The 16117-nt window shown below is 43.7% G+C and carries 7 protein-coding genes; all 7 read left to right on the forward strand.

The genetic code is table 11. The features are described 5' to 3' along the window. Nucleotides 1–2 precede the first annotated feature (2 nt). Nucleotides 3–3074, forward strand: coding sequence for a SusC/RagA family TonB-linked outer membrane protein (locus F597_RS0100060; protein ID WP_157278848.1), 3072 nt, complete (start codon nucleotides 3–5; stop codon nucleotides 3072–3074). A gap of 11 nt (nucleotides 3075–3085) precedes the next feature. Then, nucleotides 3086–5365 carry a RagB/SusD family nutrient uptake outer membrane protein gene (locus tag F597_RS22765; RefSeq protein WP_157278851.1) on the forward strand — a complete coding sequence of 760 codons (2280 nt, stop codon included), beginning with the start codon at nucleotides 3086–3088 and terminating at the stop codon, nucleotides 5363–5365. A 224-nt stretch (nucleotides 5366–5589) separates the two neighbouring features. Next, complete coding sequence (locus tag F597_RS19835; RefSeq protein WP_019537660.1) at nucleotides 5590–6945, forward strand: hypothetical protein; 1356 nt, start codon at nucleotides 5590–5592, stop codon at nucleotides 6943–6945. A gap of 41 nt (nucleotides 6946–6986) precedes the next feature. Further along, entirely contained in the window at nucleotides 6987–9110 is a 2124-nt protein-coding gene (locus tag F597_RS19840) for a DUF5722 domain-containing protein (RefSeq protein WP_019537661.1), read from the forward strand. Nucleotides 9111–9173: 63 nt separating this feature from the next. Continuing rightward, a complete protein-coding gene (locus F597_RS0100080; protein ID WP_157278854.1) occupies nucleotides 9174–12017 on the forward strand; it encodes a hypothetical protein in 2844 nt (947 codons plus the stop codon). 62 nt (nucleotides 12018–12079) lie between these two features. Beyond that, nucleotides 12080–14218, forward strand: a complete 2139-nt coding sequence (locus F597_RS19845) for a DUF5722 domain-containing protein (protein ID WP_019537663.1) — start codon at nucleotides 12080–12082, stop codon at nucleotides 14216–14218. Between the two features lie 17 nt (nucleotides 14219–14235). Beyond that, the gene (locus tag F597_RS0100090) at nucleotides 14236–16047 is read left to right on the forward strand and encodes a glycoside hydrolase family 71/99 protein (RefSeq protein WP_019537664.1); all 1812 of its coding nucleotides are present in this window, start codon (nucleotides 14236–14238) and stop codon (nucleotides 16045–16047) included. Nucleotides 16048–16117: the final 70 nt, after the last annotated feature.

A 16117-nucleotide genomic window follows, 5' to 3' on the forward strand; every position in this document is an offset into this window, starting at 1 on the left:
AAATGGAGAAAAATATAAAATTCATAGCGTTATACATGATTTGTTTACTCATGGCCGTGCCTTCATACGCGCAGGGAACAGATGATGAACTGAATCGGATTGTGAATGAATATAACCAACCGATTCAGGGTGCACTGATCAAGACGGAAGATGGTAAATTTACATCACGAACAGCCAAAGACGGTACTTTTCAATTACCCTCCAAAATGGAGAGTCAATTTATTCATGTCTCGGCAACCGGTTATCAAAATACCCGTATTTCCGTAGATCAATTGATAAATGACGGAAAGATACAACTCGCTTTCGATCCGCACAACATGGGAGGAGAAGTTAATTTCGGATATAACTCCTATAATAAGGAGTCGATTACCGGAGCTGTTTCTTCCGTCTCAGGGGAGATATTGGACAGGACACCTTCCAATGTACTGTCCGACACCTATGAAGGGAGATTACCCGGTTTGACGGTTATAAATAACATTGCCGAGCTGACTTTCTTCGGATACGGGAATTTCACCAAAACGATCCGGGGCATTTCTACTGTGAATGGATATACCCCATTAGTAATCATTGATGGCGTAATTGCTCCTACACAGTATATCGAGTTTATTTCTCCCAAAGAAATAGAGAGCATATCGGTATTAAAGGATGCATCTGCCACAGCAGCATACGGTATTCAAGGATCAGCCGGGGTGATCGTCATCACTACAAAGAGAGGATATAGCGGTAAATTGAACGTAGAGGGTTATGCCGACTACTCATTTCAGCAAATGACCAGGCGTCCGCAATTTGTCAACTCCGCCCAATATGCAAGACTACGCAATGAGGCAGGAGAACGGGACGGATTGGGTAAATATTCTCAATTTTCGGAGGAGGAAATCGGTCTGTTCGAAGCAGGCGATGACCCCAGATACCCGAACAACAACTGGTTCGACCAGTTTATCAAGGATTATGTGATGAGGCAACGTGTAGGTGTGAATGTGGGAGGCGGTACGGATAAGTTCCGTTACTATTCAAATTTAAGTTTTGTGCATCAGGATGAACCCCTGATTATTACAGACGAACCCAATAGAAAGTATGATCCTACACCCAATGTGAATATCGGTAACTTCCGCACAAACATGGATGTAAATTTCAACGACTATATATCCGGTTATATGAGGTTGACAGGAAATGTAAAACGGGAAATATTAGCAGGAGGAAATATGGGATGGACTATATATAACTATATTTTCCAGCAGCCCCCTACAATGTACGGCCCGCTTTCACCCATCAATGAAGATGATCCGGATATGAGCGAACAGGTAGTAACGGTAGATGGGTTGGATAATCCCGTATATGGTATATTGAACCGGTCCGGGTATCGTACGGTGATCGAGACAAATATCATAGCCCAGGCAGGGTTAAAGTTCGATTTGGATTTCCTCACCAAAGGGCTTTCTGTCAGTGGCAGTATGGCCTATCAAACCTATGTGCGAAACGAAACAGGGACTAATCAGAGTTATAGAAGGCTTATACGGGAGGATGATTTTTCTACCTTAGACAATTTCATTCAATATAAAACATTCGAAAATACACCGTTAAGTTACGGCAAAGGTTCTTTATTCTTTTATTATCTGAACTTTTTGGCGAGTGTGGATTATAACCGTCGTTTTGGAGACCACAGTATCAATGCTTCTGCTCACACCTATTATTTAAAGCAGGAAAAAGAATCGGCCGGCTCCTCCAGTGATGTATTGCCATATAAACGGCAAAACTTCGGACTCTCCGCCCTATATGGGTATAAGGATCGATATTTCTTAAAAGCAGACATGGGATATTCCGGTTCGGAACAATTCCATCCCGACCACCGGTATTCATTCACGCCTGCTATCTCTGGCGCCTGGATCGCTTCCAACGAAGACTTTTTTCAGACTCAATTGATCTCCTTACTAAAGCTTAAGGCGTCGTATGGTATCAGTGGTAATGACCAGCTTGGCGGGGCAAGATTCCTTTACCTGGATAATATCCGCGCGGATGGTTCGGAACTGGAAATCGGAAATCCGAGACTGGAGGCTGAAAAAATCAAAAAGTTGAACGTGGGAATCAATCTGGGATTCTTAAACATGTTTACCCTCGATGTTGATTATTTCTCCGATCATGTAAATAATATGCTGATCAATAGCAGCTACAGGGTACCTGAATACCAGGGAGTTCCTCTTTTATATTTTCCAAAACTAAATGAAGGTGAAATGGAAAATAAAGGATTTGAAGTGTCATTAGGGTTCAACAAACATCTCTCAAAAGATTTCTCAGTTTTTGCACAGGCAAACTTCATGCAGGCTAAAAACAAAGTGATTAACATCAATGAGGCTCCACTGGGAGATGATTACGCTTATCCATACCGTACCGAAGGTTTCTCCATTGGACAACTTTGGGGATACGAAATTGACAGGAGCAACGGCAACGGGATGTTCAATTCGGCCGAAGAACTTGCCAACTCAAAACTCAGTTACTCTTTTGGTACACCACGAGTCGGAGATTTTATCTACAAAGATTTGAACAATGATGGAATTATCGATGAGAAAGATAAAGCTCCTATGGGGTACAGCGGAATCCCTCAGCAGGAATATAGCTTGACAGGAGGATTCGCATGGAAGAACGTGGAATTTTCATTCCTTTTTCATGGTGTAAGAAAAAGTTCACAATTCTTAAGCGGTATCGGGGCTTATGAAAATCAAGGAAAAGGGATATTCAATGACATCCATATGAATGCCTGGACACCCGAACGGTATGCAGCCGGCGAAGAGATCAGTTTCCCTGCACTCTCTCTGTCACCGTCGACAAACCATGTCGCCAATGATTTCTTTTTGAGTGATCGTTCTTACCTGCGCTTACGCAATGTTACGCTGGCATATTCTTTACCTGAACGGGTATCGGAAAAGATTCGTTCCGAAAGAATTAAAGTTATACTCAACATTCAAAATTTGTTCACACTAGACAATATGAAATCCAGGCACATCGATCCGGAAATTGGAAGTATAGCTACATTCCAGCCTTATCGGGTTTTTAATATTGGCATTAGTGCAAACTTTTAATATTGTAGATCATGAAGAAAAGTATTATTAAAATATGTATAATAGCTGTCAGTCTCTTTAGCATAAATTCTTGTGTTGATCTGGATTTGCCTTCAGACGGCAGATTAACGCTTAAAGATATATTCAACAGCTATCATCGTACAAGAAACTATTACGGCTCCTGCCGTTCATATTTCCCCCAGGTTGGATTCATGTACCAGAACCAGCGAACTCCTCTTGCCTCTTTTAGTGACGAAGCGCATGACGCGAGTGACGGTGTTAGCGGTGCCGTATTCGACTGGTATAATAACCGCACCTCTTCCAACAACAATCCTGTAGCAGGAGCGTACTCCTGGGGCCACTATTTCCAGGGGATCAGAAAATGCAACTCCTTTCTGGCAAATATCAATGATCCTGAAATGGCTACAGCAACAATCGACGAAGACGAAAAAAACGGATGGATTGGTGAAGTGCACGTATTAAGGGCATTTTATTATTTACAGTTGATAAAAAGGTATGGAGGCGTGCCGATCATAAGTACACCCTATGAAGTTACTCATGATTTTTCCAATGATCGCCGTGCTACTTTCGAAGAATGTGTAGACTTTATCATTGCCGATTGCGATGCTGCATTGGCGATCCCTGAAAGTGGAAAATCAGATATAGGTTTCCGCTGGAATATAAGTGACAATGAAAGGGGAACCATTACCCGCGCCTTTGCATATGCTGTCAAATCGCAGGCAGCGCTATATGCTACAAGTCCGTTATGGTACATATCAGGGAGTAAATATACCTGGGAAAAAGCCACAGAAATCACCAAAGAAGCATTGGACCAATGTCTGGCACACGGATTTGAGTTATTCAACGTCACACCAGGTGGGGATGTAGCCCAGAATGCTTACGCCTATTATTTCATTTTCCGTTCCGATCCAAGTCGTTCTGTAGATAAAGAGACCATCTTCGAATCAACCAGCGCCAGAACGAATGTATGGAAATGGGCAGGCACACCCATCACCGGAGGTGCTGAAAAAGCAGGCGCAGGCCCTTCACAAGAGCTGGTTGATGCGTATGGAATGCAAGCTACGGGAGAAATGCCGATCTTGGGATATAATGATGCTAATCATCTGAATCCCATTATCAATGCGGCATCCGGATATGATCCAAACAATCCCTATGAAGGAAGGGATCCACGATTTTATGCCTCCATATATTACAATAATTCTCCCAGATCGCTTTCCAGTGGTAATGTAGAGAAAGATATCTTTCCCTTAGGATTTACTTCCACAATAAATAATATCTCGGTTTCAGAGAATAATGGTGAAATCACCCTGAGAAGTACCGGAAGTGATCCATGGATCCATACTACCACCCTTGGAAGACCATTGGGCACTGCCGAAAAAAAGGTGATTAGCTTTCAATACAAAAGTAATATAAGAGTGACTAACGCCGAGTTTTTCTTCTGTGTGGCAGGCGGCCCACAAGGAGGAGTTTCTTCAGGAGAGAACATCGTGATTGAACAAGCTTCCGAATGGACGAGATTCGAATATGATCTTTCCTCAGCAATATCCAGGTTTGGATTTGGTATGAATGCAAATGGCGGAGCAGAACCGCAAAACCATTTTTTACGATTTGATATCACAGGCGGAGCCGGATATGAAATAACGATCAAAGATTTTCAGATCGAAGCCTTCACTCCTCCTCCTGCACCAATCCCAGTGGAAACATTTGTCGGAGGTAACTGCGGCATTTCCGATGATATCACACAGACCCGATTTACACGCACCGGTTATTATTTGAGGAAGTTCAATGACTACAGGTCAAATGTGAATGTGGATAATGACGGACTCATGAAAATTTTCAGATTGGCCGAGTTATATCTGAATTTTGCCGAGGCTGCTTCAAATGCAGGTGGCCCTGATGTAGCGGTACCGGGCAAAGCAACCGGAGTAGGTGCACTTTCTGCAAGAGAGGCTGTAAATATTGTCCGGGCGCGTGCCGAAATGCCCCCTCTTCCAGCAGGACTGTCCAATGAAGAATTTCAGGTTCGATATCGTAACGAGCGTCAAGTGGAACTTGCTTTTGAAGAGCATCGCTTCTTTGATGTAAGAAGATGGAAGATACTCAACGAGACTGACAAGTTCGTTACAGGTATGAGAATAACAAAAGATGGAGATAATTATATCTACAATAGGATAAAACTGCAAGAACGTGGAACCAATACAGATAAATATCTGATGTTTCCTATCAGCCAGTCTGAGGTTTCCAAAATAGAATCCCTCACTGGTGATGACTGGCAGAATCCTGGTTGGTAAGAATCTCTTTAGCTAATATTTTATATCAGAACTTCGTTGATCCCTAATACAATAACGTGAGTCTTCGAAGTTCTGATTTTTCATTTACACTTAATTCGGAGAAAATGTATAGAAAGTACCTTCATTTATTGCTCATATACTTATGTCCAGGAGGCTTTATGGCATGTACCGGTGGAAACACCCAAACCCATCCTCATACAATTCCTTCCAGTAAAGACACATCTATGGTGTACATTCAAAATGAGCGACTAAAACTCGGCGTGGATATAACCCTGGGAGGTGCAATCACTTATCTCTCCGACAAGGCCAACGGCGGTGAGAACATGATCAACAGTTTCGACTGGGGTCGACAGATACAGATGTCCTTTTATAGCGGACCCTGGCCATATATTGGTCCAAATGGCGAAAGGCCTACGCCTGAATGGGAAGGGTTAGGATGGAACCCCATTCAATCGGGAGATGCAGGAGGTAACCGTTCAAAGGTGATTTCCTATGAAAGACGGGGAGATAATGCTATTTTTGTCAGAAGTATTCCGATGCAATGGCCCCATAAAACAGGTGTTGCCGGTGAATGCGTGTTTGAAAGCCTTTATACGCTGGAAGGTAATGTGATCACAATGGAGGCCACCCTTGTGAACAACAGGGAGGATAAAACTCAGTATCACGCCGCCGGACAGGAAATGCCGGCAGTTTACACAAACGGTCCCTGGTATAAACTGGTTGCCTATCTTGGAGATCAACCTTTCACCGATGAGCCTGTAACTGTTATCGTCGACAAAAACGATAAGAAAGGATGGCCCTGGGTACATTTTTATACCCCTGAAAATTGGGCTGCATTACTGGATGACAAAGGGTATGGAATAGGAGTATTTCAACCAGAAGTAATGAACTTCAACGGAGGATTTCATCCCAACGATGGGTTCAAAGGATATGGCGGAGAAAAAGATGGACAAACAGGACATATTGCACCGGTGGCGAGACAGATTATTGACCATAACATTCGTTGGACTTATAAGACATCATTCATTCTGGGTACCCTGGATGATATCCGGTCATATGCGAAAGAAAACCGGACCACCAGATCGAATTCCGAATGGAGTTTTGAAAACTCACGCTGCAATTGGTATTATCAAGGTAAAATAAAAGATACGGGATTCCCTATTGAAGGCGGATTAAATATACAATTCGAAAAAAACGCAACACTGATAAGTCCTCTGGCATTCTGGCTAGCATCCGAATCTCCATTCCTGGAAATTGAAGGTACGTTCACCTCCGAAAGAGGTAAGGAACTGGAATTAGTTGTTGAAATCCGACCGGTCAGTAAATCGGATTTTACGGACTGGCTGAACTGGAGTGAAGGGGAATTTAGTGTAGAAAAGGAGAAAGAGATGAAGGCACTCCTCTTTCCAACGAAACCAGCAATAACGGTCAAACAAACCATTGTTTCGGATGGTCATCCTCATAAATATAGGATTGATTTATCCGCAGTGCCCGATTACCAGGGCGCTATGAAAGATATTAAAATTTCATTTTCAGATGCCGGCAAGGCCAATATTACAAGGATTTATTTAGGAAAGTAACACCTGTTTTTCTGGAAATAATATAAAAAACTCATATAACTATGAAATCAAGATATCCCATCATCATATTATTACTTGCAAGCTTACTGGCAGTAAGTTGTAACAATGGGAGTCCCGAATACATGCGTTTTGATCTGCCCACTGCCCACCATCTGACAATAGATTCCCTGGAAGAGAATGAGTATAAAATAACGACGAAAGGGCACGATCCCTATATTTTCCTGGAGAAATTAAAGAAGCCACTCGCTAAGGACCAAACAGTATTGACCTTTGAATACAGTTCAGTAAAGGGGATCAACTTTTTAGAGGTTTTCTTTTTCTCCGAAGAAACCGGTTCCTTCGGGTCTAACTTAGCAGGCAGCCAGAAAGGCCCGGGACTGGAAGCAACGGAAGAAATAGCTGTATATTCAGTAGACTTGGGTGAATCCATTGAAAACTTCAACTGGAATTCGGAAAAAGGTTTTATCCGGTTAGATTTCGGTGATCAGGACAATATCGAAATAATTATTCGCAATATTTATTTCCGTAAACGTAATGAAGCTGAGAATGATCTTTTTAAGGAGAAAGAGGCTTTCAAAGCGCTCGATCAACAAGCCAACGATAAATTTGTAAACTATTTATCCAATGATTACCACTCCTCCATCACTCGTGTCGAGGTACTGGATTCCGCTCTTCGCATAGAGGGCAACTACCGTTCCGACGATGGAAAGGCAATACTTCACACGGTGAAACCGTGGGAAAACATCACTTCGCTGGAACAGTATGAAGAGGTGGAACTGACTCAATCACCATTTTCCATTGAACTGGAGAGATATGTGAATATCGACGGATTCCTCTATGACCAGGCGCTATCCAAGTGGGTAATAACCAAAGGGGATAGACTTCTTTCGTCAGCACGCTATGCTGATTATATTAAACCGGAACGAAACTTACCGAAAGGGAAACTTGCCGGAAGAAAAGGTATTGGAGGTTATCACATACGAAGAGGATATAGCTCCGACCTGGTTGATTTTCCGGCGACCAGTATCACTGTCAATATCTGGTTCACCCGGTTTATGTACTTCGACGAAAGAGAGAATACAATAGCCCATGAGTATGGTGGGAAGACCTACTATTTCGATAGTACTACGGTGGAGGGATTCGATCGCACGATGCTTGAAGCCTTCAGGCATAATATCATCGTGGCAGCAATCGTCCTGGTTAATCCTGCAAGCCAGTCTGCTGACCCCAAAGTGGGACAACTACTACAGGATGAAAACTTCGGAGGAGAGAATGCTTTTTACACCATGCCTAATATGACATCCGTAGAGAGTGTCCATTGCTACGCTGCCGCACTCGATTTCCTCGCCAGTCGTTACGGTAGGGAGGATAACAAATATGGGCGCATCCACCACTGGATTATGCACAACGAAGTGGATGCGGGGCATGTATGGACAAATATGGGACGTAATAGGCCGCTGCATGTCTTTCTGAATGCTTATTACAAATCAATGCGCTTATGCTACAATATCGCGCGAAAATACGACGAAAATAGCGAAGTGCTGGCATCATTCACCCATTCCTGGGCTGAACCGGTGCCTGTCGACGGAGATTACGCCACGCTCGATCTTCTCAACGGACTACTTCGTTACTCTGAAGTTGAAGGCGATTTCCAATGGGGTTTAGCCTATCATCCCTATCCGGAAGACCTGAACGAGCCAAAAACGTGGAACGACAAAACGGCCACCTTTACAATGAATTCACCGATGGTCACCTTCAAGAACCTTGAAGTGCTGGATAAATGGATTAAGCTACCACAAAATAAATATCTCGGCACACAGAAAAGAACTGTCTGGTTGTCGGAAAACGGAACAAACTCACGCTCCTACTCCGAACAAGATCTTGCCGAACAGGCAGCCGGTTTCGCCTATGCCTGGAAAAAGATGAAACATCTTGATGGTATCGATGCTTTCCAGTGGCACAACTGGATGGATGCCCGCGGTGAATTCGGACTTCGCATCGGGCTTCGTAAATATCCTGACGATGAAACAGATCCTGCCGGGAAAAAACCAGTTTGGTATCTTTATCAGGCAGCCGATACCCCATGGGAAGACAAGGTCTTCGACCAATACAAACCGATCATAGGGATCAGTGACTGGTCGGAAGTATTACATAAAGTGGAATGAGATAACCATTGTAGCTTTCACTATAATAAATTACAGGATTAGGAATAATCAATGAAAAGAATCATGAAAACAATAAAAATTTTCTTTTTAACATGCGTATTGGAATGCCTTTTTGGAATGGGATTATCTCTTCAGGCACAGTCAATTATTCTTACCAGTGATCAGCAACTGAAAGATCTCACCGATCCGGACAAGGAAATGGATCTCTCCCTCGGCTACAACAAGTACATCCGAAGTCTGAGACAAATCTGTGAGGAAGGGAGCAGACATGGTTCCAAACAACTTATTATCGCGTTCGACGAGTTTTTCAGGCAGTACCGTAACGATACAGGTGCCAAAAGAGAACTGACACCTGATACAGACGAATATGTTGATAATATCAAGATCATCAGCGATTTCGTCAAACAATACGATATGGGTATCTGTCTGAGCCTGTTGAGTCCGCTGGAACTGGGACCCGCCTATAAAAAACAGACCGGCAACAGTGGACGTTGGCTGGCTTATAAAGTAGGGTTCCGGGATGCCAAAACCGGTAAATTCCACCTTCCTATATGGCATCAGCTCTATTGGACCAATAACAAGGGTAAATCGCCGGTAAAATTAAAAAGTATCAAGGCGTATGCTTTTAAAGAAAGCGGCGGTTTTATACCCTATCGGGTAGTAAAGCCTGCGGATATTGTAGAGTTAAAGCAGATTACATACGAAGCAACCGACACGATGAATTACCAGGCACAGGGGGTCGGACAAAGTATCGAAATGCGATTATTGCAGGTTTCGGGCGAAGAACCTGAGGTGGAAGGGTACGACCGTGTCATGGTCATGCTCGAGTATGAAACTCAGGAAATGGATTATTTCAACGCTAACGCACCTGCTTTCCTTAAAACACTGATAGAAAAATATCACGATAAAGGTGTGAACCTTACAGAACTTTACTCCGATGAGATGCATATCCAGCAAGACTGGAGTTATTTCAGCCATCATGAGAACGGACAGTTCAACTCCCTCTATCTCACTGAAAGTATGGCTGATACTTACACACGTAAGTATGGACAACCATTTGATGACAAATACCTGCTCTACTTCGTGTATGGTGCACCAAACTATGAACCGTTTGCTCATTCGGTACTCAATATTCAGTATGTAATGGGAATTGCACCGGAAGATATCCACAAAACGTATCAATTGCGCGATCGTTATTACAAGCTATTGAATAACGGGGTTGTCGACCTTTTTAACGATGCGAAAAAATATGCCGAATCTTTATTCGGACGGGAACTGAGAACGGGCGCACATGCATCATGGGCGGAAAGTCCGACTATCGATCTGTGGAATACCGAAAAACTGTCTCCGATACCCGCTCAGTATGAATATACCTCCAACTTTGTGTGGAGTAATACAGTGCATCAGGCAGCATCTGCTTGTTATGATTATTTTAAATGGGGCGAATACCTGGAACCTACGGGTAACGACTTTGCTGAATGTGGCTGGAGTGACCGCAACTATTACGGGGCAGCGATGGCTACTTCCATCGGGGTAATCAATAAATACCCCAATGCATATGCGGCAGCATGGGGTTTCCCGGTGGAGGCGCATGCCCGCCGTATGGCAATCAATTACGCTTTTGGTGCCCAACCACCCCGGGATATATCGATGATTACGGGAAATGTCCACCGTGATATAGATGTACTGACGATTTATCCCCTGAGCCTGGTAGCAGTTGAAGAACGTTTCGGGAGTTGGATCACCCAGTATGGCTACACCAACTACCTGACTGCGCAGAAGTTAATGGAGATGGGAGAAGTATTGGCGAATGGCAAACTAAAAGTAAAAGACAAAACCTACGGTACATTGGTCGTCATGTTTGAACCGTTACCGGAAAAAGGACTTCTCGATATGATGGAGTTGTTCATGAAAAACGGAGGTAAAGTGCTTTGGTTCGGTACCCCACCCTTGCTCGACTCGGAAGGGAACGCTTGTGCGGAACAATGGCAGAAGCTGGCGGGAGTTCGTTACCGACACGATGCATTTATGGGAGAGATTGCCACAGGGAAAGAGATTACTTTCAGTGGAAGTTTTGTTGCTGTACCACCGCAAACGATCCTCACCGATTTCCTCGTAGACCGGATCTACCCGGTGGATACCATTAATAATGAAGTCATTGCACAATGCGATGGTAAAATTGTCGGCGTAAAAACCGATCATGGAAAAGGGACATTTTACTATCTCGGATTCCGGCCCCGTGATGATCAGTCGCAGAGCCTTGGTTACGAAACCCGGACATTTTTCGAACTACTTCATGCAGCCAATGCTTATCCTGCCACCGGACGACTGAAGGATGTCAACGATAATCCTTCCGTGGTATCACGTACATCAGATTACTTCGTGACCACTTTCCCCAATAAGACAACGATGGTAGTACGCCATTACCGTACACACAGAGAGAATTGGGATACCGGATTCTCCCGTAATGCCGAAAGAGATGCGCAAGCGCTGGCGGTTAATCCTCTGCCGACCGACACCATTGAACTTCATAATACAGCTATCAACGGACATCGGATCACCTATAACGGAAAACTTTCGATGGCCTTCAGGACAGACCCTGATAACCGCTTGATAGCCTTTATCGGAAATAGTTGTAAGGGCATCACTGTTGACGGTCGTAAATACGCCTTTGCAGAACAACCGCTGGCGAAGATTGTCTTCATTCCTGAAATAACCGAACAGGGAACGGTTTATCAAATACAGATACAGGGAACAGGACGTGTGTCATTACCCATTGTAACTGGTAAAAAAGTGCCAGTGGTAAGAACAGGAGAACAAATCATTCCTTCGAAAGTAAACGGACAATTGCTGTTACTCGATATCGACGCTTCACTTTCGGGCAAATGGCTTAGTGCAACACTCTGACATAATTATTCTCGCGTTATGTTCCAAAAAGGATTTTAGTATACAACAAGATCAAAATTGAAATGCAACATATCAGGATCTTTCTTATAAAGTTTATAATCGTATCGGTTTTTCTCTTTTCATGCAGCAAAGAACCGGAAATCACACCTCCGGTTGTCGTCAAACCGGGAACCGAGTACCTAAAATTCAACCTCGGTTCGGCAAATCAACTGACCATATCGCAAAACGAGAAAAACAGTTATTCTATCAAGACCACGGGGGACGATCCCTATATCATGATGGAAGGTATATCAAAACCACTCCATCAGGACTCGGTTGTACTGACATTTGAATACAAAAGCACGCAGAGTATCGAACGGATGCAGTTCTTTTTCGGCCCCACCATTAGCGAGGATCGATCCGTCTTCGGCCCCACCATGTCCAGTACCTCTACATGGAAAATCTACTCCGTGAATCTGGTCAGAGAGATAAATAAATTCTCGTGGGGGAAACGGGATGATTTTATGAGATTTGATTTCGGCACAAAAAGTGGAATTGATATCGAGATCAGAGATATCTATTTCAGGGCGATGAATCAATCGGAAAAAGAGATTTTTGAAGAGGAAGAGGCACGAATCAAACAAGATGAGACGATCCAAAAAGCTTTGGCATCTTATCTAAAAGAGCACTTTTCTTCCGCTATTACCGAAGTGAAGGTAGGTTCGTCCGAAGTCACAATCGTAGGAGAATACAGCGGTGAAGGAGAGTTTAACCTGTGTGAAGTTTTCCCGAATGACACACTGGTTACCACTACAATCTTCAAGAATAAAATTCCACTTGACAATAATTCATTCCGGATCACACTCCCCCGGGTAATCACTAAAAACAATCTGGAATATGACCGCCTACTTTCCAGATGGGTGATTGTCAAAGAGGATGGTAACGACGAATCGATCGATTCACATGCCAGATATGCCGATATAATTGAACCCAAACAGTCTATGCCTCCGGGTATTTTAATGAGTAAGAAGGGGTTGGGCGGATTTTTCATGAATAGTTACGTAGATGACCTTGATCATCTCGGCATTACGAGTATTACCGTCAATATTCCCATTACAGCCATGCTCTATTCCTATCCGGCTGCCAATACGATCACCCATACTTACGGCAATAAGAAATATTATTTCTCACTCAATTATCTCAACCATATTGACAATGCATTGAAACTGGCAGCTTCAAAAAAGATTGTTGTAGGAGCAATCATCCTGGTGCAAAAAGCAGCAGAATGTGCAGATCCGGAAATAGGGAAAATATTGCAGCATCCCGATTTCACGCCGGAGGGTATTTATACTATGCCCAATATGACAACGGATGAGGGAGTCAACTGCTATGCCGCAGCCCTCGATTTTCTTGCATCCCGCTATAATCGAACCGATAATACATACGGCAGAGTACACAAGTGGATCATGCACAACGAAGTGGATGCAGGGCTCACCTGGACAAATATGGGAAGAAAACCCATGTTGAATTACCTTGATACTTACCTGAGATCAATGAGGATTTGTCATAATATCACCCGACAATACGATCAAAACAGTGAGGTAATGGGTTCATTCACCCATTCATGGGTCGAACCGGTTGAACTCTATTCTTCCAGGGAGATGTTGACAGCCTTGCAGCAATTCAGTTCCCTCGAGGGTGATTTCCAATGGGGAGTCGCCTATCATCCCTATCCTCAGGATCTGAATGAACCAAAGACGTGGAACGATGCAAAAGCTACTTTTGACCCTAATAGCCCTTTGGTAACATTCAAGAATCTGGAAGTGATAGATCATTGGATCAAACAACCGGAAAACAGTTATAAAAGTTCGGTCAAAAGGACGTTATGGCTCTCTGAGAACGGTACGAATTCCAGAACCTATGAGGATAAAGACTTGATGGAACAGGCGGCAGGTTTTGCCTATGCATGGAAAAAACTGATAAACCTGGATGGTATTGATGCCATCCAATGGCATAACTGGATAGATAACAGGGCGGAATTTGGCCTGAGAATTGGATTGAGGCGTTTTCCCGATGATTTAAGCGATCCGGGAGGAGCCAAGCCAGTATGGTATGCCTACCAGGCTGCGGGAACTGACAAGGAAGATGAGGTATTCGAACCCTACAAATCAATTATAGGTATTACTAACTGGGGTGAAATTATGCATTTTATTTCACCATAATCAAAATAGATCACACTATGCGCGTACAACAGACAATACAAAAAAATCTGACTTTTATCTCTCTGTTATTCTGCTCGGGCCAGTTGCTTACAGCGCAAGTGGTAGACAGCGACCAATGGTCTGCTACCGATGCGCTGGAAAGAAAAGTCAGGGAATATCCCGATGCCGGAGATAAAAGAGACAAATATGTGGCAATGTTTTACTGGACCTGGCATCAGGGAAAGGACGACACCACAACAACAGTCAAAAACATAACAGAAATCGTCAGAAAGCATCCCGAAGCCATGAAAGATTACCATCATCCGGCATGGGGTAAATCCAAACCGGGATTCTTCTTTTGGGAACAACCCTTGTTGGGTTATTATAAAACAACCGACCCATGGGTACTGAGAAAACACGCAGAAATGCTGGCAGACGCAAAAGTGGATGTGGTCTTTTTCGACTGTACAAATGGGAGCCTTACCTGGATTGAATCATACGAAGCGCTGATGAGGATCTGGGATCAGGCACAGAAAGATGGGGTGAAGGTTCCAAAGATTGCATTCATGCTTCCCTTTGGCCCGGTTCCTCATTCGCTGGTCTCCCTCAGGCAACTTTACCGGGATGTCTACAAACCGGGAAGATATAAGAATCTCTGGTTTAACTGGAAAGGAAAACCGGGAATTATGGCTTATCCCGACAACCTGACTGATTCACCCGAAGACCGCGAGATTGCGGAATTTTTCACTTTCCGTCCCGGACAACCTGATTATGTCGATGGTCCTCAGAGAGCGGATCAGTGGGCATGGCTCGAGAACTACCCTCAACATGGATATATACCCGATCAAAAAGGCGGTTTTGAACAAATATCTGTGGGAGTAGCCCAAAATGCCGCACCTGAGACCAACGGACATTGCAGCGCTTTCAATCTCCCGGGATCGCAAGGCCGTGATTTCTCTCAACGGAACGGCTTCGACCCCAGAGTGGATGGCTACCTCTATGGCTGGAATTTTCAGGAACAGTGGGATCGTGCCTTTGAAGTAGATCCCGAACTGGTGTTTGTCACAGGATGGAATGAGTTTATTGCAGGACAATGGCTTCCGCAACACGGATGGACCGGAGATCCTTTCTCTTTCGTCGACCAGTTCGACTGGAAAAGAAGCAGGGACATCGAACCCAATAAAGGATGGGGGGATAAAGGCGATGTATATTACCTCCAACTGGTGGATAACGTAAGGAAATTCAAAGGAATGACACCTCCGGCAAAGGTATCATCTCCAAAAACCATCAAGATGGGAAGATCCGATCAGTGGGAAAATGTAACACCCGACTATAACCACTACAAGGGCAATACTTTTCACCGCGACCATATGGGCAGGAACAACACTTACTATACCAACAATACAGGGCGGAACGATATTGTCAAAGCCAAAGTGGCCAGGGACAATCAATTCATCTATTTCTATGTGGAAAGCACCGAAAAGCTTACCTCACGAAAAGACCCGAATTGGATGCTCCTCTTTATTGATATCGACAGAGATAAATCAACAGGATGGCATGGATACGACTATATTATAAACCGCAAGAGTCCCACGGCAAAAAAAGTGATTGTCGAAAAAAATATCGGAAACCGATGGGAATGGGAAGAAGTGAAAAAAACATCCTATGTAGTGAAAAATAACACACTGGAAATAAAGATCGACAGAAAAACGCTCAACCTGAATGGGAAACCGCTTAATTTTGAGTTTAAATGGAATGACAATATGCAGGAAAACGGAAACATCATGGATTTCTATGTCAATGGTGATACCGCACCGGGAGGTCGCTTCAACTTCGTTTATGCCGAGTAAAAATTGATTCTGGAATCTTAAATAACTGTTTCAATGACTGATTATTCATACGATACAATTAATGAAAAAG

Origin of the sequence: Proteiniphilum acetatigenes DSM 18083 (assembly GCF_000380985.1) — a bacterium.
GTDB lineage: Bacteria > Bacteroidota > Bacteroidia > Bacteroidales > Dysgonomonadaceae > Proteiniphilum > Proteiniphilum acetatigenes.